Annotated in this window: 13 protein-coding genes; 9 read left to right on the top strand and 4 right to left on the bottom strand. The window is 39.3% G+C overall.

The genetic code is table 11. From position 1 onward, the window contains the following. The first annotated feature begins 2 nt into the window (after positions 1-2). Positions 3-512, top strand: a complete 510-nt coding sequence (locus Q1B11_RS13730; RefSeq protein ID WP_299733643.1) for an STAS domain-containing protein — start codon at positions 3-5, stop codon at positions 510-512. A 32-nt stretch (positions 513-544) separates the two neighbouring features. Here Q1B11_RS13730 and dusA read toward each other — a convergent pair whose 3' ends face one another. Next, positions 545-1540 (bottom strand): tRNA dihydrouridine(20/20a) synthase DusA, encoded by a 996-nt coding sequence (dusA, locus tag Q1B11_RS13725; RefSeq protein WP_299733641.1) that lies wholly within the window; start codon positions 1538-1540, stop codon positions 545-547. A gap of 179 nt (positions 1541-1719) precedes the next feature. Here dusA and Q1B11_RS13720 point away from each other — a divergent pair, with 179 nt between their 5' ends. Beyond that, complete coding sequence (locus Q1B11_RS13720) at positions 1720-2796, top strand: site-specific integrase (protein ID WP_299733640.1); 1077 nt, start codon at positions 1720-1722, stop codon at positions 2794-2796. 69 nt (positions 2797-2865) lie between these two features. Here the strand turns inward: Q1B11_RS13720 and Q1B11_RS13715 are convergent, their stop codons facing one another. Next, complete coding sequence (locus Q1B11_RS13715) at positions 2866-3144, bottom strand: pyocin activator PrtN family protein (protein WP_299733638.1); 279 nt, start codon at positions 3142-3144, stop codon at positions 2866-2868. A 298-nt stretch (positions 3145-3442) separates the two neighbouring features. On the opposite strand from Q1B11_RS13715, the gene Q1B11_RS13710 reads away from it, so the two are divergent. The 5 genes from Q1B11_RS13710 to Q1B11_RS13690 all read left to right on the top strand — a co-directional run bounded on the left by Q1B11_RS13710 (position 3443) and on the right by Q1B11_RS13690 (position 13097). After that, the gene (locus Q1B11_RS13710; RefSeq protein ID WP_299733636.1) at positions 3443-3931 is read left to right on the top strand and encodes a hypothetical protein; all 489 of its coding nucleotides are present in this window, start codon (positions 3443-3445) and stop codon (positions 3929-3931) included. Between the two features lie 149 nt (positions 3932-4080). Then, positions 4081-6423, top strand: coding sequence for a class I SAM-dependent DNA methyltransferase (locus Q1B11_RS13705; RefSeq protein ID WP_299733634.1), 2343 nt, complete (start codon positions 4081-4083; stop codon positions 6421-6423). Continuing rightward, entirely contained in the window at positions 6423-7745 is a 1323-nt protein-coding gene (locus Q1B11_RS13700) for a hypothetical protein (RefSeq protein WP_299733632.1), read from the top strand. The genes Q1B11_RS13705 and Q1B11_RS13700 overlap by 1 nt, the downstream gene beginning before the upstream one ends. A 13-nt stretch (positions 7746-7758) precedes the next feature. After that, positions 7759-10812: a DEAD/DEAH box helicase family protein gene (locus tag Q1B11_RS13695; RefSeq protein WP_299733630.1), complete on the top strand. Its 3054-nt coding sequence runs from the start codon at positions 7759-7761 to the stop codon at positions 10810-10812. A 71-nt stretch (positions 10813-10883) separates the two neighbouring features. Further along, positions 10884-13097: an AAA family ATPase gene (locus Q1B11_RS13690; protein ID WP_299733628.1), complete on the top strand. Its 2214-nt coding sequence runs from the start codon at positions 10884-10886 to the stop codon at positions 13095-13097. Positions 13098-13517: 420 nt separating this feature from the next. Here Q1B11_RS13690 and Q1B11_RS13685 read toward each other — a convergent pair whose 3' ends face one another. After that, entirely contained in the window at positions 13518-15086 is a 1569-nt protein-coding gene (locus tag Q1B11_RS13685; protein WP_299733626.1) for a plasmid recombination protein, read from the bottom strand. Positions 15087-15295: 209 nt separating this feature from the next. On the opposite strand from Q1B11_RS13685, the gene Q1B11_RS13680 reads away from it, so the two are divergent. Beyond that, complete coding sequence (locus Q1B11_RS13680) at positions 15296-16204, top strand: AAA family ATPase (protein ID WP_299733624.1); 909 nt, start codon at positions 15296-15298, stop codon at positions 16202-16204. Then, on the top strand, positions 16179-17111 hold the full coding sequence (repC, locus tag Q1B11_RS13675) for a replication protein C, IncQ-type (RefSeq protein ID WP_299733622.1): 933 nt from the start codon (positions 16179-16181) through the stop codon (positions 17109-17111). The genes Q1B11_RS13680 and repC overlap by 26 nt, the downstream gene beginning before the upstream one ends. Positions 17112-17719: 608 nt before the next feature. Here the strand turns inward: repC and Q1B11_RS13670 are convergent. After that, complete coding sequence (locus tag Q1B11_RS13670) at positions 17720-18568, bottom strand: helix-turn-helix domain-containing protein (protein WP_299733620.1); 849 nt, start codon at positions 18566-18568, stop codon at positions 17720-17722. Positions 18569-19053: the final 485 nt, after the last annotated feature.

The raw sequence follows: 19053 nt of genomic DNA, 5'->3' as shown, positions 1-19053 counted from the left end.
TTATGACACTTGGAAAAATAGAGTTCGCCGAAAGCGATGGCACATACGTACTCAAGTTAACCGGAGAGATGCGCCTGACCTTGTGCTCCAGTCTGGAGAATTTCCTGCAGGCCATGCTGAATACCCCGGGTTTTCGTTCCGTTGTCATTGATCTCTCTGAGACCGAAACCATCGACAGCACGTCTTTAGGCCTTCTGGCCAAACTGTCCATTATGGCATGGAAGAAAGTACAGCTCCGCCCGGTTCTACTCTCCCCTCGCCACGACATCACGCGCATATTAATGAGCATGGGCTTCGAACGTATTTTTATCATCGTGGAAGACAGCAGCCAACAAACCAGCGATTACCATGACATCACCTGTGATGATTGCTCAGAAGAATCCACCCGCGCAAGAGTTCTGGATGCTCATCGAGTACTGATGAGCCTGAATGAGAATAATCGAAAAGCATTCAGCGATCTGGTGAAGCAGCTGGAACACTGCCACCAGCACGAGGCAACGGGCACCTGCTGAAATCCATCAGTTTGCCCGTATCCCTTTCAAGCTCACTCTTTACTAAAACCTTCTACCATCTGAGCTGCATCCATCAGCACTTCAATACCTGCACCGGCCTTATGGGCATTTTCACTGATATGCCGGCGGAAACGACGACCACCCGGAATGCCTTGATACAACCCGAGCATATGACGGGTGATATGGCTTAACCAAGTGCCAGATACCAGCTCTGCTTTAATATAAGGCACCATTCTTTCAATCACTTCAAGGCGAGAAATGATTGGTTTCTGATCGCCATACACTCGCTGATCCACTTCTGCCATAAGGTACGGATTTTGATAAGCTTCACGCCCCAGCATAACGCCATCCACGTGCGACAGATGACCAGCAATCTCTTCGAAGGATTTAATACCGCCATTGATAGAGATATTCAGGTGTGGGAATTGCTGTTTCAGCTGATAAACCCAATCTGGTTTTAGCGGTGGAATGTCCCGATTTTCTTTGGGTGACAAACCTTCCAGAATGGCAATTCTTGCATGCACAATAAAGGTATCGCAGCCAGCGTCGGCGACGGTGCCAACAAAATCCACCAGCTCCTGCCACGACTCGCGGCCATCAATACCAATGCGGTGTTTCACTGTGACGGGAATAGACACTTTATCCTGCATTGCCCGAACCGCATCAGCAACGGTTTGCGGCTCGGCCATCAAACAGGCACCAATTCGACCGTTCTGCACACGATCACTGGGGCAACCGACGTTTAAATTCACTTCCTGGTAGCCATATTCTTCAGCCAGCACAGCGCACCACGCCAGATCTTTTGCATCATGGCCGCCTAACTGAAGCGCGAGAGGGTACTCGAAAGCATTGTGTTTTAAAAATCGGTCTTTATCGCCGTGCACAAGTGCACCGGACGTCACCATCTCGGTGTACAGTAGAGCGTGCTCAGACAAAAGACGATGAAAGTAACGGCAATGTCGATCGGTCCAATCCATCATCGGTGCGACACTAAATCTTCGATCCAAGGTTTTATCTACATTATTCATAAAATCCAATATGTTATCCCGAATATCAAATAATCTTAATTCGCTTTATTTGGCCTTTTAATGCCGAATAATGCCTAATAAACCGTTTTGTTGCATTCATGTTGCACCATTCCAATTTGTTGCATTATACTTTCAATTAATATAATAGACTATTCATATAACAAACAAAGGACTTAAAAGTGATACGATCATACAAGAAAAAAAACGGTAAAATCCGCTATACAGCTACGGCAAGAATCAAAATCAATGGGGAGCCATACAAAGACACAAAGACATTCAATAGTGAAAAGCTTGCTAGTAAGTGGATAGAAAAAAGAAAAAAAGAATTTATAGATCTCGCCAAACAAGGAAAAACTCAATCCGCATCAGGCCATAAGGAACCCGACAGACTACTAGTTCCAGAGCTCATAGAGCTTTACATAAAAAAATGGCATGACGAACCAAAATTAAACATTGGTGGAAGCAAACTTAGTGCGCTTAAGTGCATCAAGCATCACCCACTACTCAGCAGGCTCAGAGTCACTCGGCTTAATAAAGATATCATTATCAAATACGCTGAAGAACGTAACAAGCAAGCCAAACCTCAAACTGTTGCTCAAGATATTTCATACCTGAGACAACCATTCAAGAACGCAAGGGAATATTTAAACATAGATATTGATGACATCGAATTCAAAAAAGCCTCTCCAAGTTTAAAAGCGAGAAGGCTGATCGATGACTCAATACCCCGCAGTAGAAAAGCCACACCCAAAGAACTCGACGATGTAATTGAGTACTTAAAATCATCTCCAAGGCGTAAAATTCCTACTCATGATATTGCAGAATTCGCTTATCGTTCTTGCATGAGATTGAGTGAAATATGCAACCTAAAATGGTCTGACATCGACGAGCACTTCCGTATAATTTTTATAAAACAGCGAAAAGACCCCTCGAACAAACACAGAAATGATCAAACCGTACCTTTCTCACCCAAGGCGCTAGAAATAATCAAAAGACAAAAAAGAAATAATGCACGAGTTTTTCCATATAATAAGGATTCAGTAAGAGCAGCATGGTCTAGAGCTTGTGAAAAGCTGGAAATTGATGACCTGCACTTCCATGACCTTAGGCGTACTGGCTTAAGCCAATTAGTAGAAAGTGGATTGACCTTCGAGCAGGCCATGGTTATTTCAGGACACAAAGACTACGATCAGCTAAAGCGCTACGTAAACCAAGATCCTCAAAAAATCTCTAAACGCCTAGCAGAAATAACCTAGGATTAGATTAGATACACGATGGCAGTGAAATAAAAACACTGCTACTTATCTTTAAGCGTAAATCATTCATCACAAATCATTATCGAATGTATCGAAGTCTTCTCTTACGTCACCAAAACACTCATCCATATATTTAGCCAAATCTTTCACATCAACAATATATGGTGATTTGCGATTATTAGGATGAAGTTTAGCCACAGGGAATGGCCAACTACCATTGCGTATCTGTTCGCAGGCTCTTTTATAACCCACTCCCGTTAACTCCTTACAACAATCTTCTAGGGGGATAAAATATCCTCCATATTGCTTAAATAGTCTATCTTCTGTTTGGCTTCCTGTTCTATTCATTTTTTCCTCGCACTTTACAAGGACTTAATGAATAAAAAAACAATCGTCAATATTTTTTTAACAAAAATTCAAGCCTGCTCTTAGAGCTAAAATAAGCCTTAAAATTTACAATATTTCTAAAAGCTGTAGCCCTACACACCAAAACCAAAAAACCAATATTTTTAAGGAAAAATTTAACGAGAACACATACTTCAAAAATCCTTAATTTTATCAAAAAATAAACAAAATTAATCCTTGCCATTGATTAAAAAAAACAATAAAACAATAAAACCCAATCAAAATAAAAAAGGAAATCACCATGGAATTCACTTTCGCAAAAGAACCTACAATCACTGAAGAAAAAGTCGGAAAAGAACAAAAAGAATTAATCAATAGCCTATTTAAAGATTTAGTTGATTCTAAAGAAGATGATTTTTATATACACACTATAAGAAGCAAAATATTTAACAAAGAATTATTCACAATAGGCTTCGAAGAAAATGATACCAGCCCATCAAACAAATTACTTCTTACAGCCATCTTCGAAATAGAAGCATCCCCTGACAAAAATGAATTCTATATAAAAGGTGTAATTTTCAAAGCGGAGAGTAATATAATTTCAAAAATACTCAAGACTCGCATTGATAAGGCTATTCTAATACAGTTAGCAATAGTTGTACTGAACACACACACTTTACATCAATACAACTACAATCTTTCTTTCGACAGATATGCCATGGTTCAATATGACTCTTACTCCGAAACCATAGCTTATGATCTATTAATGAATTACTTGCGTCTAAATTAATCGGGTTCTTATTCCCCCTCCGCCATCCGGCTGAAGGAACTCTACAGTAACCTCCTTCAGCTTGACTTGTACTTGCTGTACTTAACACCTCCCTCCCCTTAGAATCTCCCTATATTTATAGCATTTCGTCTTGTATCGTCAGGAATTCCATGGATCACTCAGTCCACAACAAAATCGTTAACTTCATCTGGTCAATAGCCGACGACTGCCTTCGGGATGTTTATGTTCGAGGGAAGTACCGTGATGTGATCTTGCCAATGTTCGTCCTTCGTCGTCTGGACTGCCTGCTGGAAGAAACCAAAGAGCAGGTGCAGGAAGAAGTCACCTTCCAGATGGAAGAATTTGGCGTTCCCGACCAAGATCCGGATGCCCTGAGAGAAGCTTCTGGCTATGTGTTCTACAACACTTCAGAACTAACACTTAAAGACATGACCGGCAACCCATCCCAGTTGGTCAGTAACTTCAAGCACTATCTGGATAGCTTTTCTGAAAATGTAAAGGAGATCATCCAGAAGTTTGACCTATACAACCAGATCAACAAACTGGCAGGAGCCGATAAGCTCCATGACGTGATTGAAAAGTTTGTCTCCCCAAACATCAATCTCAGCGCCAATCCAGCGAAAGACGCTGATGGTCGCACTTTACCTGCTCTTACCAACCTTGGCATGGGTTATGTCTTTGAAGAACTGATTCGTAAGTTCAACGAAGAGAACAACGAAGAGGCTGGTGAGCACTTTACCCCTCGTGAAGTGATCAAGTTGATGACTCACTTCTTGTTTCTGGAAGTGAAAGACCAGCTTCCACCGGTTATCACCATTTATGACCCAGCTTGCGGTTCTGGCGGTATGCTCACAGAATCCCAGAACTTCATCAAAGACTCGGAGGGGCAAATCGCTTCAAAATCGGCAGTGCATCTCTATGGCAAGGAGATAAATGGTGAGACCTATGCCATCTGTAAATCCGATATGATGATCAAGGGCAACAACCCGGAAAATATCCGGTTTGGCTCGACCATTGCCAGTAATGAGTTTGAAGGAACCCGCTTTGACTTTGCTCTTTCCAATCCTCCATATGGTAAAAGCTGGAGTACTGAGCAGAAGTTTGTGCTTGAGGGTAAAGAAATCCTTCAACCTCGTTTTGAAGTAAACCTACCTGATTTCAAAGGCATCCACAGCTTTCAGAAAGCCACACCCTCTTCATCTGATGGACAGCTTTTGTTCCTGATGGAAATGGTGGATAAAATGAAGACCGTTGGTCAAAACAACATGGGGGCTCGTGTTGCTTCCGTTCATAACGGTTCCTCCTTGTTTACTGGTCAAGCAGGCAGTGGTGAGAGCAATATTCGTCGCTACATTGTTGAGAATGACTTTCTGGAAGCCATTATCCAACTACCGAACAATCTGTTCTATAACACTGGAATCACCACCTATATCTGGATTCTGAACAACAATAAGCCTGACCACCGTAAGGGCAAAGTCCAGCTACTTAATGCTCAAAATATGTACCAAAAGCTTCGTAAGAATTTTGGCGATAAAAACTGTGAATTGACCGACGACCATATTGATGAGTTGACTAATCTCTATCACAAAATGGCTGGGGCTGATGAAAGCGATATTACAAAAGTCTTCGATAACAAAGATTTTGGCTACTACAAGGTTACGGTTGAGCGCCCTTTACGTAAATCTGCCCAGTTTACCGAAGAGCGTGTGAGTGAGCTTCGCTTCTTACCGGCTCTGCGGGATGAAATGAAGTGGATCTACCAAGAGTTTGGTGATGCTGTCTATAGCAACGAAACCCTCAAGGAACACCGACAAGCCATTATCCAGCACTTTGAAGATCAGGGTGAAAACCTGACCAAGAAAAACAGAGATAAGTTGCTGGCTCAAAAGACGTGGGATGACCAGAAAGAACTGATCAACTCTGCCCAACAACTGATGGCAGAGATTGGAACAGAGCAAACGAACGACTTCAACCAGTTCAAGGATGAGTTCATTAAAGCGTTGAAATCTCTTGGCCTCAAGCTTTCAGCCGGTGATAAAAACCAGATCTTAAACGCTGTAAGTTGGCGTGATGAAAATGCTGTACCAGTCATCAAGAAGGTTCATTCGTTGGCGCAGGTATCAGGTATTTTGTCTAAGACCCTTGAGCATCTGGAAGATGATAACGGCAATCTTCAGGATTATGGTTTCTGGCGCTTAAAGGGAAGCCAGTTCACTGAGTATGAACCCGATTCTGAGCTACGTGACACAGAAAACGTACCTCTGAAAGAAGATATTCATCAATACTTTGTTGATGAAGTTCGCCCCCATGTGGACGATGCTTGGATTGCTCTGGATAAAACGCTGATAGGCTGTGAAATCAGCTTTAACAAATACTTCTATCAGCACAAGCCACAACGCTCTCTGGAAGAAGTGACGGCTGATATTCTGAGATTGGAGAGTGAAACGGAAGGCTTACTGAAGAAGCTGGTCAGCTTCGGGGAGGCTAAGTAATGGAAGCTTCTATAGAGTTCCCAAAATACGAGAAATACAAGGCATCTGGAGTTGAGTGGCTGGGCGAGATTCCTAGCCACTGGTCAGTAACTAGGAATCTTGGTCTTTTTGATGAGCGGAAAGAAGTTAACCAACCTGAGATGGAGTTGCTTGCTGTCACCATTAAGAAAGGGGTTATCAAACAGTCCGAGATAACCACAAAAAAAGACTCTTCGAACGAAGACAAGTCAAAGTACAAGGTTGTTCGTAAAGGCGATTTGGCTTACAACAAAATGCGAATGTGGCAGGGAGCGATAGGGGAGTCGAAATATGATGGCATTGTCAGTCCAGCCTATATCATTCTCAATACAAGGAACAGGCTGTATTCACGTTACTTCCATTACCTGTATCGCACTGAGCAGTTCATCAAAGAAGCCAACAGGAATTCCTATGGGCTTTGTGATGACATGAATAGCCTACGATATGAGGATTTTAAGACGATTTACTCTCCTACTCCTCCAGCGAAGGATGTGTCACGAATTATTGATTTCCTCGACCACAAAACTGCCGAGATAGATACTGCCATTGTAAAAAAGCAGGAACTGATCCAGCTACTGAACGAGCAGAAAGCAATTCTGATCAACCGAGCTGTCACCAAAGGTGTTAACCCCAACGTTACACTAAAAGACAGTGGATTGGCATGGATTGGTGAGATCCCTGAGCATTGGAGTATTATTGCAAACAGGAGAATTCTGAAAAACATTGAGCAGGGAAGCAGCCCTTCAATCAAAAATGTAGCATACGAGTCTGGCTTTTCAGTGGTAAAACTCAGCGCTATAAAACAAGGGAAATTTATCAATGGGGAAGGCAAACCAATAAGTGTAAATGAGTTTGAACCAGCCTATGAGATAAAGCGTGGCGACCTTCTGATGACAAGAGGGAATACACCAGAGTTGGTTGCAGATGTTGCATACGTTTCATGCGAACCTGATAAGGGAATGATGATGCCAGACTTGGTTTACAGGCTGGCTTATGACCAAACAAAGGTATCTCACTCTTATCTTAGTTACCTACTGCAAGCCTCTTTCATGCGCCAGCAAGTTAAGGTGTCAGCAAGAGGCTCAAGTCATACAATGGTGAAAGTGTCACAAGATCATATTAAATCTTGGCTGATTCCAATCCCACCGACAAAGCAAGAGTGTGAGGAAATCAATCAGTATCTTGACGAAAAATGCAACGATATTTACAACGTTATTGATGCTATTAACAGAGAGATAGAGGCTTTAAAAGAGTTCAAACAAGTCACCATTACTAACGTCACTACCGGAAAGATAAGAGTCTAGGGAAGGAGTCAGCATGGTTAGCAATACCGGCGAAGATGCACTGGAACAGGCCATTGAAGCTGCGCTGACAGGCGACTGTCGTGAAAATCGTGGTTCAGCAGCACAGCCTCCTGCTTCCTACGGTCAGGCAAAGCACCGTGGTCAAGGTTATGTTGCAGGCAACCCTGCGGATTTTGACCGGCGGTTTGCTATCGATAAAACCCTGTTCTGGCATTTCCTGAAAACTACCCAAGCCGAAGAGCTGGCAAAGCTGAAAAACCAGCCTAACTGGGAACAACTTGTACTGGAGCGGCTGAGTAATAAAATCCGTAAAGATGGTGTGATTACGGTGCTAAAGAAAGGGTTGTCTATTAATGATGCCCATCTTAACTTGCTGCATAAAGGGGTTTACAACAGCCTGAACCCCAACCAGAAGACCCTGTTTGAACAGAATATCTTCTCCATTACCCGACAGGTGCATTACTCCGAAACGGAACCGGGTAAATCGGTGGATATGGTGCTGTTTATAAACGGCTTGCCGCTGGCGACTTTCGAGTTGAAGAAGCCTCAGACCAAGCAAACCGTTCACAACGCCATGAAACAGTACAGGGAAACCCGTGACCCAAAAACGACACTGTTCCGCTTCGGGCAGTGTCTGGTGCATTTTGCGGTAGACACTGACGAAGTGTTTATGACTACCCATGTGAATGGTCAGAGCACTTTCTTCCTGCCGTTCAATAAGGGGGTAAACCACGGAAAAGGGAATCCCGCTAACCCCGGTGGTTACAAGACTGCCTATCTCTGGAAAGAGGTTTTGGAGCCGCACTCGCTGGTTCAGATTATTGAACACTTTGCCAAGATGGTGGAGGAGAAAGACCCTAAAGGCAAAATCAAGAGAATCCTGTACTTCCCCCGCTATCATCAGATGGAAGTGGTACGCCGTATTCTCTCAGATGCCAAGACCAATGGTGCTGGACAGCGTTACCTGATTCAACACTCGGCGGGTTCTGGCAAGTCCAACTCCATTACTTGGCTGGCCTTCCAGCTTATCGAACTGTATGACCCTGCTGGACGGGAGAATGTGTTTGATTCCGTGGTAGTGGTGACAGACCGGAAGATTCTGGATCAGCAGCTTCGTAACAATATTCGCCAGTTCTCAGAAGTGAAAAATATTGTCGCTGCGGCTGAGAAGTCTGCCGAGCTAAAATCCCATCTGGAACAGGGTAAACGGCTGATTATAACCACCATCCAGAAATTCCCGTTTATTGTGGATGGTATTGGCGATCTCTCGGAGAAACGCTTTGCGGTGATTATCGATGAGGCTCACTCCTCCCAGAGTGGTAAGAGTGCTGACAAACTGAATATGTCCCTCGGAATGGAAGACGAGCAGACAGAAGACGTTATGCAGGACAAAATCCTGAAAGCGATGGAGGGGCGTAAGATGAGCAGTAATGCTTCGTTCTTCGCCTTCACTGCTACACCCAAGAAAGAGACTTTAGAGAAGTTTGGCAGGGAATCACCAAAAGACGGGAGATTCTACCCATTTCATCTCTACTCCATGAAGCAAGCCATTGAAGAGAACTTTATCCTCGATGTGTTGCAGAACTACACCACCTATCAAAGCTTTTATGAGATCCAGAAGCAGGTGGCAGATAATCCCGCCTTCAACAGCAAAAAGGCTCAGGCTACGTTGAAAGCATATGTGGAGAGTCATCCGGATACTATTGAGAAGAAAGCGTCTGTGATGGTAAACCACTTTATTGAGAGTGTGGTGAAAGGCAGAAAGCTCAAGGGTAAAGCTAGGGCAATGGTGGTGGCATCCAGCATTCCACGAGCCTACGAATATTATGTGGTGATCTCCCGCCTACTGAAAGAGGCCAATATGCCCTTTGGGGCGATTGTCGCCTTTTCTCAGAAAGAAGGGTTTGAGCACACTGAAGAATCCGTTAATGGCTTTGCCGGTAAGGATATTCCAGATCGATTTAAAACTGATGACTACCGGATTCTGGTGGTGGCGAAGAAATATACCACCGGCTTTGATGAACCATTACTGCACACCATGTATGTGGACAGAAAGCTGCAAACGGTTCAAGCAGTACAGACGTTATCCCGCCTGAATCGCTGTAACCAGAAGATGGAGAAGAACGACACCTTTGTACTGGACTTTGCTAATACCAGCACAGAGATCAAGGCGGCGTTTGATCCCTTCTACACCAGTGCTGTTCTGGAGGGTAAGACAGACGTTAATGCACTGCACGACTGGAAAGATGAGTTGGATAAGGTGGGTGTCTACGAGTGGAAGGAGGTTGACGAGTTTAACCAACTTTTCTGGAATAACCGCCCTGATGAAGAGCTTCATGTTATCGCTGACCCGGTTGCCGAACGCTTTGACAAACTGGGCGCAGAGCTGGGTGATGAGGATGAAGCCGACAAGCTGAAGATCGACTTCAAAATCAAGGCCAAACAGTTTGTGAAAGTATATGCCCAGCTTGCCTGTATCATGCCGTTCAACAATGTTGAGTGGGAAATGCTGCACTGGTTCCTGTTGTTCCTGATTCCCAAATTGAAGGTTAAAACTCCGGAAAAGGAAGATCTGAAAGAACTTCTGGAAAGTGTAGACATGAACACTTACGCCATGGCGAGGGTGAAGCTCAACGAGCGCATTGAACTGGATAGTAACGAAACCGTTGTAGAGCCGCAGAACCCAAACCAGAGAGGCTATCACGGAGAGGAAGATAAAGATCCATTGGATGTTATTGTCGAGAGCTTTAATGAACGGCACTTTAATGGCTGGGAAGCCACTCCTGAAGAAAAGAAGGTGAAGTTCAAGAGCATTGTGAAGCTTGTGCAAGGTAGCCCGGACTACGAGGCGCAGGTTCTCAATAACAAGGATGAGCAGAATCGTCGGATTGCTCTGGAGTCATTAATTCAACGGGCAGTGATGCTTCAGCGTAGGCAGGAACTGGATCTTTATAAGTTGTATGTGAAGGATGAGGACTTCCGCAGGACATTTGAGGGGACTATTGAGCAGATATTAACCGTGGAAGCTGCGAACACTCTCAAGCACGACACACAGAGACCTATTTAGTTTTCCAATTCAGACAATATGCTGCCTAACTTGTACTCAGGCAGCATTAAACCCTATAGAGCCAGAAAAGAATGCAAAACCAACATATCAGGATGAAAAATGTTGCCAGCTATCATGCCACAGAAGAGCAAGTACTGGACATATCAAAGCAAAACACGATTGTTTATGGAATGAATGGCGCAGGCAAGTCTACCATTTCAAACTTCCTTTATAGTCTGCAAAACGATCAGGCAGCTACAAATGGCGACTTTCGCTCATGCTCTATTCAGATTGATGGGGAAGCTCAATACTTCGTTTATAACCAAAAATTTATTGATGATGTCTTTGCTGATAAGGATCATCAACAAGGAGTGTTCACACTCAGCAAAGATAATGTAGATATTGAAAATAAGAAAAAACATTTCGAGTCGAGAAAAGACAAGTTTTCAGATCTATACAGCAAAACCAGATCAGATTGTAAGCAGCTTAATAAAGATATAAGCGATGCTAAGTCTATGATTGAAGAAGAAGTATTCAAAGTAAAAAGATCCGTAGAGCAGACTATTCTTTCCGAATTTCTTACTGGCTACAAATATAAAAATTCTTTTTACCAAAAAGTAGTATCAGTAGAACCTCTTTCAGACGTAACCTTAGATGAACTTATTACAGAAATTAAAAAACTAAATCAATACAAAGGCAATAAGATAGGAAAAATCAACTTACCTACTTTTCCTGCTATTCCAGAAAATATCCTTAAAATATTACGAGAGCCGTTCCTTACCTCAGACAACACCCAGTTTTCTGAATTCGTAAACCGTTTGGATAATCTAGCTTGGGTAATAAAAGGCAAGTCCAATTATTTAAATGAAGGCCAAACCACTTGCCCTTTTTGTCAGAAAGAGACTATCGATGATCAGCTTCGTCATGACATAGAGAGACTGTTTGATGACACATATAAGGACAACCTTAAGCTACTTGATGGGTTATTACAAAGTTATAGCGAACAGACAAGTACATATATTGGAAAAATCAAAACCGAATTTCAAAACTGCCCTGTAGATAAAACAGATATTGGAGAAATAGCGCCCAACCTAGAGGCGCTTACCATGTACTACAGAAGCAATCTAACTAAAATTAGAGAGAAGATAGATAACCCAAGCAGAGAAGTAGAGATTGAAGGCTCAGAACAATGGCTTGATCCAATTATAAAAAAATTCTCTCTTATTAATCATATCATTGATGAAATTAATGATAACATTAACCGTGTTGACGAGGTTAAGGGTAATATAGCTAATAAAATGTGGCGTGTTATCCATGCACAAACACATCATGCGATAAATTTATACAATACTCAAAATGATAAGTTAGCTACATCATTGAGGGACAATGAAGATAGACTAAAAAAGATTGAGCGTATTGGTAAAAAATTAAAAGTCAAGATTGAACTCTTGATAGGAATGACAACAAATATTGATGACACAATCAAAAGAATCAATCAAGACCTAGAAAAACTTGGTATAACAGGCTTTACTATCGAAAAAAACTCAGAAAATGATAGCTATTTCAGGCTATGTAGAGGTCAAACAAACCATAACTCAAAAATCTTCAAAAGTCTGAGCGAAGGTGAAAAAACACTAATTACATTTTTATATTTCGTTGAGATGTGCAGAGGTAGCACCAGTAGAGATAGAGCTGTACACGACAAAGAAAAAATCATTTTAATTGATGATCCTATCTCTAGCCTCTCGCAAAATTATATTTATGAAATAGCATCACTTATTCAGGCGAAATTGATTCTCGGAAAACCATTTAGGAAGGTTATTATTTTAACACACAGCTTGTTCTTCTATCAGGAGATGATTAAGCTTGCCTCAGGAGGAGATGAGAAATTTGAGAAAAACTATAATCTTTATCGCATAACAAAAAATAAGACAACAATTATTAAAAAAATCACAAAAAATGAAATGCAAAACGACTATGAGTCTCTATGGCAGATAGTGAAAGATGTTGTACAGCATGACTCAAACCCTGTCGTGTTACCCAATATAATGAGAAACATTCTGGAATACTACTTTGGATTCTTGAAAAAAAGTTCCAAACTGCATGAAGAAATAAACAAACTAGCCAGCCAAGAATCAGACCATGGATTCAAGGCTTTTTATAGATATATCAACCGAGAGTCTCATTCTGACCCAATAAATACTGGTTTTATGGTTGATGTCGCTCCTGATAGGTACATTGAGAAGTTTGAGGAACTTTTCAAGAAGCTTGATCAGCATGAGCATTTTGAAGCAATGTACCGGTAAGATTGAGAGGATGTTACCACCGCAGCATTTATGAATTACCGTCTAGGCAGTGACCGAAAGTGTTGACACACTGTTTCGAGCCTGCCGAGACGAAAGCGAACGTACTGACGTACGTAAACATCTTTCCGAATCATGCGCAAATCTCCATGATAAGTCCATGCTTGCCATGGACAACCCTCATTACCCAATGTAATAAGCTACTTTGGTCACTCAGGCGGAGAGTTACTTTGGTGGTAACACGACAATGTTACCTTACTAATTCTTTGCTTGTAAATATGCTGTTTATTTTACATTTCTGGAACTCTACAACCAAACCTACGTAAAAGCTCAACATCAAAAGCCAAAAGAATAGTACAGAAGATCACATAATTTATCAAAATACCACATATGACCTGAATAATATTCATTTTTACATTTCAATCAGATTGATAAATCGGATACCTTTTTTAAAAACTTCTGCAACTTTCCATATTTCTTATCGAAGTAGTCTTTACCACTTTCATACAAGAAATTGAATTTATCCACTAGTGCATTATATGTTTTTTCAAGTCTGGAAAATCGTAAATTAAGATCTTTGTTTTTTTGCTTTTCAACATTTAATTCTTTACGAGTATTAGATAGCTCAACCCCCTTTCTTCTATCCTTCATCATAAGATCAACATTTTCTTTCTCCAATTCATCTATATGCTTATTTTGAAGATGAAGAACACGCTTGGTTTCACTAAAAATAAACACGTTATTATTGATAGAATATGATAACTCTTTTAACTCATGCAAATTCTCTTCTCGTAATTCATCTTCAATTTCTAATTCAATCTCTGATTTTCTTTCTTTCCGATAGTTGGATAAGTGCTGATTGATTTTATTGACTTTTTCTTTCTTTAAAGCTTCCGCTTTTTTATTAAAATTACGCAATCTAGTATTAGCTGTCACCAAGTTCTCACTAGCCATCTTAAGCTCTTTCCTTCTACTTGATAATTCAGACTTAAGCTTTTCTACAGTCATAGATCGGACATGATCTTTAGCTTTCTGAACAAACAGCGTATTTTCATAAGACTCCTGATCATTTAACCACTCGAAATATTCAGCCCTACTACCAAACCTTTTTCTACCGGGGCCTAATCTTTGATGCCCATGAGAAGAAGAAACAGCATCATAATACCGGTCTTGGACTTTTTGCATAGCAGATTTATAAGCATTCTGTTTTAAGAGAATTTTATCTTTACCCTTAAGCATTTTTGCCTGCATCTCAACCTGCTTTTCTGCTCTTTTTCCATCATGGATCGTATCAATACCTCTGACCAAAGAGACAGTGTGTCCATCAATAGTTGCCTCATACACTTCAGGAAGGCAATAAAAGTGTATGTGGGGATGATTTTCATCAAGATGAACAACAGCAGTTTGCAATCGATCACCATATTCATTTTTAAGAAACTCTAAGCAGTCTAAAATCCACAAATCAACCATTTTCTTTGTCGATGGATTAGAGAAATAATCCGCCGAAAGCCTTGGGTTACTGGCAACCCCTGCTAATAATAATTTTTGATCCTCTCTGATTTTTCTAGTTGCTAAATCGCCATCTTTTTTTGCAACAAGATTTTTTGCCGATGAATAAATTTTATCAATCTTTTCTTCTAATTTAGGCAAGTCTATACCAAATATAAGCAATGGAGGCTGGGGAGCTAAGACATGATCACAATACCCATGAGATCGTTCCGCTTCATTTATAATTCCTCGGACTGTGCGCTGTTTTGATACTTTATCAGCCAGTCTGTTTCTTTTATTGGCATTTAAAGCACGACTAATATCTTTTGAGGTAGGACGACCACGCTTACTTTTTCTCTTACTCGTATTAATTGCAGAATTTTTATTTACTTTCTTTCCATACAGCTCGACATGGAAAAACTGTTGCCCTGTTGTCGTTTTTATGTTATTGATGGTCACTATAATTATTAAAAATTGATCGAAGAGAAATTTTTGGGGATTCAAGGGGCTTCCCCTTGACCGACGATTAGCTTGCTAATCATAGTCGGTTGCTATGTATTAACTACATAAATACTTATACACTCTAATAAATCTTCGAACAATTAATATCCTTTGATTTAATTATATCATGAATTAAAAAATATAAAAATTTAACATTAATCATTGACGATGAGGTGAAAATAATTATGTTCTTAATATAACGAAGGAAAAGTATGAATAAAAAAACAAACCAAATAGCAGACAATTCTGAATTTGATCTAACCAAGATAGACCTCACGAAGAAAAGAAATCACTACAAAGATAGTTCGAAAGAAATCATCCCCGGTCTAGACACCGGCACTTTTTCACTATTTTCAGGAAAAACGGGAACTGGCAAAACAAAAGCTGCAATACATGTTGCTTTGATTGTGTGTGGTATGGATCAGGAATTTGGATTTGAAATTTCCAGAAGCGAAAGTCATAGCGCTGTAATTATTGGCTGTGAAGATACAGTGCGCCAACTTCATGAACAAACCCTGACAATAAAAGAAAATAATATGGTTGATGATGATGAATGGTTAGAAATTGCAAAAAGAGTTGAAATATACTCTGCAACTGAGAAAGAAATTAACATCCTATCGCCAACATGGGAGATAAAATTAATCGAATTATTTAAAGGTAAGACCTTAGGCGTTATTGATGGTGTTTCAAATATATCTCTTCTAGATGAAAGCAATGAATCTTTGAAAATAATCTCGAACAAGGTAAGAAAAATTGCGAGCATTACCGGGTGTGCCATTATCCTAATCCACCATAACAAAAAACCAACTAAGGAAAGCCTAGAATTTGATCCCATCCATGACGTAAGAGGTGGAGGCTCTTTAGTTGCAGCAGCTAGAAGTACCTTTATTTTTTTGGATTATGACGATAATAGAAAAATATTTTCATCTCATGGGGGCAAGGAAGGCCAGATAGCCCATATAATGCCTCAAATCAACAACGGAGAAAAACGACTAGCACCAGTTTTTCTAGATAGAATTCCAGCGAAAAATAATCAAGAGGGCTATTCATTCATGATCTCAAAAAATCAAAAACCAAACATAAAAGGGTGTTCTCGTGGGAAAAGAAAGAAAATCAAATAATGTTGCTTTAGTTTCCGGTGACATATTTTTAGACACAGCATTCTCCTTGAATGAAATATTTAAGCCTAAACAGCGAAATAATAATAATCACCAATTGATAGAAATAAAGAAACAGATCGGTGATACTGAGATAAGAATCATATCTCCATATAGATTATCAAGCCCTGAACTACGAGTTTATCTTGCCCTGTTAGCTTTATGTTGTGACTTTAATTCTAGCTATGAGATAGAAAATTCCATTAAAGATGAGAACTATCTTAAAATCAGAGAAAGCCTTTACATCAACAAGATTGATAATGAGGAAACACTCATTGCATCAGAATGCTATATGTCAGATATTCTTAAAATCTCTGGGCTTCATACCGGAGGCGCTCAATATGAACAGCTCGAAGAAATTCTATTACACCTATTTCTTACGACGATTGTCGTAAATGATAAATCAAAGACAACACCTATGCGGCTTATTAGCTTTGACATCTTTAATAAAGAAAAAAAAGCAAAATCCAAGCTTAGATTTATTCTGAATTCTAGGGCATCGAACATCATTTTTGGCACTGACTTTTTTGGCAATAAACTCAAGAGAAGGTATATCAATATTAATGATTTCCAATCACTCAAAGAGTCGCAGTATTTTGTATATATTTTCCTGTCGTGGTGGATTTTTGAAGGTAATACTCAAACAATATACATCGATACTTTATGCGCAGCAATTTATCAAGACTATGATAGTCTTTCCTACTCAACTAAGAGAGGCCATAGATCAAAAATAAAAAATGATTTAATTTGTATCAATGCTATGAATGGTTGGTCAATAAAACTATCTGGTAAAGGGCAAGCATTGAAATCGACTATATCGAGAGAAAAATCTTCAGATAGGAAAAAAAGGCTTAGTGCATTATATCGGTAAATGATGGACATTGATTCGATATTTCTCAGACAGCTTTTCGTTATATAAGCAACAAAACTCCTCAAAGGTTTATGCATATGGAATTTATGAAAATAGACAAAAATCAAATCTATTTAGTTAAGTCTTAGATAAGATTTTAGGTTGTTTTATTGAAAGCAATAAATACAACCAAAGGTTGTAATAATTTGCTTTCATAAAATAATCTCCAAACACCAAACCTCTCACACCTTCCTTCTTTATTATATCTCAAGGTACTATACCTGACCATCAATCAGTCGGAGTCATGCACACATCATGATTCAAATAATATTTATTGTGCCATTATATCCATAGATAATTCTATTAGGGAAAACCTGAATCAATTAAAAAACAATATAATTTTAGAAATTTTATTATTTAATGGCTCAAAATTTGATGTTTTTTTTTACAAAGGCAATCACTGCAACCTTAGTAAAACCAGTACATCATTTCAATGGAATTGATTTTTCAAACCCCGTTCGCACTAACGACTTCGCTCAGGATTAACGTATCCTATCAAAAGCACTGAAATGATGAACTTGCCCACCACCCCCTCTAAAAAATATTTTATCAAATTTTGAGCAGTTAAGTTATTTAGTGTATTTAAACTTCTCCGCCTTAATATTTATAAGATTATTCGGCAATGCTCTCGTCAACATTGCTTCTAAATTATGTATCAAATGCTGATTCAGTTCATAGGCAGAAAAGTATGCAGCAACTTCTCTTAACTTGATTTTCTTATTTACAATTTTAATTGGATTATCAATAGAATCAAAAAGCAAATTAATTCCTATTTCTTGATCACTCGAATACATTTTATGACTTTCTCGCTCACCATTATATCTTTGATTTATCTCTGACCATAGGTTGTTTTCACTAGTTTTCCCCACATAGATTATCTTTCCTTCAGAATTATAAAAGAAGTAGATACCTTTAGATTTTAATAATTTATCTCGAAGATCTTCATATTCATTTCGACCTTCTGGTACAAATACATTCCATCCTTTCTTTTTAACTGAACTTCCCGGATTAATTTTTATAAATTCTGCAACAGGTTGTATCGAGTTAATAATACTATCTTTAACTAAATTTTCTTTAGCATCGTAAAAAACACTAGCAATTTCTGCTGCATCTAGATTACCATCGTTTCCATTCCACTTTTTCAATACCTTTTTCACAATCCCACTAGATTTTGAAAGTTCAGAGTCGTCACTTACATTAAAGACACCTTGAAGCATATTTTTAAAATCAGCCTTATTTACACCTGATTTCACCTTTATAACGCCATCAATTATTTTAGTTATTATTTTCTCATCAAACCCCTTACTTTTCCAGTTGCTAATAGTTGGCTGACTAACGCCAAGCATTCTCGCCATTTCGGTATCTGTTTTCACTTTAAATATTTCGTTTAATTTTTCGTGTATTTTATTCTTTTTCATTTTGCGCTCCTTGCTACTATACTTTATTCTGGGGGTCGTTTTTTTAAAAAAAACATTAATTAAAACTTTAGCACATGAAATATATCTTCTTTTTAGATTCTCTAAAATTTCAGCTCATACTTTCTGGTAATATTATAAAAATGCAACTTCATTTCAAAATTTATCTGCATTAACACCCCCGATCTTCTCATTAAAATCAATCCCTTATCCTTATATCAAGAACATCCACTTTCAGAAATCGTAATAACCTCAAAATTCAAACATTAATTATTTCAGCACCAAAACTAAAATGATTCGAAATACTAATGTATTGATGTAAATCATAAATATTGATTGCGCATTTAAAGCTAATATTGCCTGTCCCCTATTTTTGATAGCTGATACATATGGCTAGAAAATTGATTTACTTGCAACATTTGTGCAACAAGGATTTATTACAAACTAAATAAATCTAATTAATTCATAAACTTAATTGAATAAATCAC

The organism is uncultured Endozoicomonas sp. (assembly GCF_947495845.1).
Taxonomy (GTDB): domain Bacteria; phylum Pseudomonadota; class Gammaproteobacteria; order Pseudomonadales; family Endozoicomonadaceae; genus Endozoicomonas.
This window is presented reverse-complemented; position numbering and strand designations above follow the sequence as displayed.

Coding starts and splice junctions, on each gene's coding strand:
- Q1B11_RS13690 (WP_299733628.1), top strand. CDS start 10,884: ATGCAAAACCAACATATCAGGATGAAAAATGTTGCCAGCTATCATGCC.
- Q1B11_RS13730 (WP_299733643.1), top strand. CDS start 3: ATGACACTTGGAAAAATAGAGTTCGCCGAAAGCGATGGCACATACGTA.
- Q1B11_RS13670 (WP_299733620.1), bottom strand. CDS start 18,568: ATGAAAAAGAATAAAATACACGAAAAATTAAACGAAATATTTAAAGTG.
- Q1B11_RS13710 (WP_299733636.1), top strand. CDS start 3,443: ATGGAATTCACTTTCGCAAAAGAACCTACAATCACTGAAGAAAAAGTC.
- Q1B11_RS13695 (WP_299733630.1), top strand. CDS start 7,759: ATGGTTAGCAATACCGGCGAAGATGCACTGGAACAGGCCATTGAAGCT.
- Q1B11_RS13715 (WP_299733638.1), bottom strand. CDS start 3,144: ATGAATAGAACAGGAAGCCAAACAGAAGATAGACTATTTAAGCAATAT.
- Q1B11_RS13705 (WP_299733634.1), top strand. CDS start 4,081: ATGGATCACTCAGTCCACAACAAAATCGTTAACTTCATCTGGTCAATA.
- Q1B11_RS13680 (WP_299733624.1), top strand. CDS start 15,296: ATGAATAAAAAAACAAACCAAATAGCAGACAATTCTGAATTTGATCTA.
- Q1B11_RS13700 (WP_299733632.1), top strand. CDS start 6,423: ATGGAAGCTTCTATAGAGTTCCCAAAATACGAGAAATACAAGGCATCT.
- dusA (WP_299733641.1), bottom strand. CDS start 1,540: ATGAATAATGTAGATAAAACCTTGGATCGAAGATTTAGTGTCGCACCG.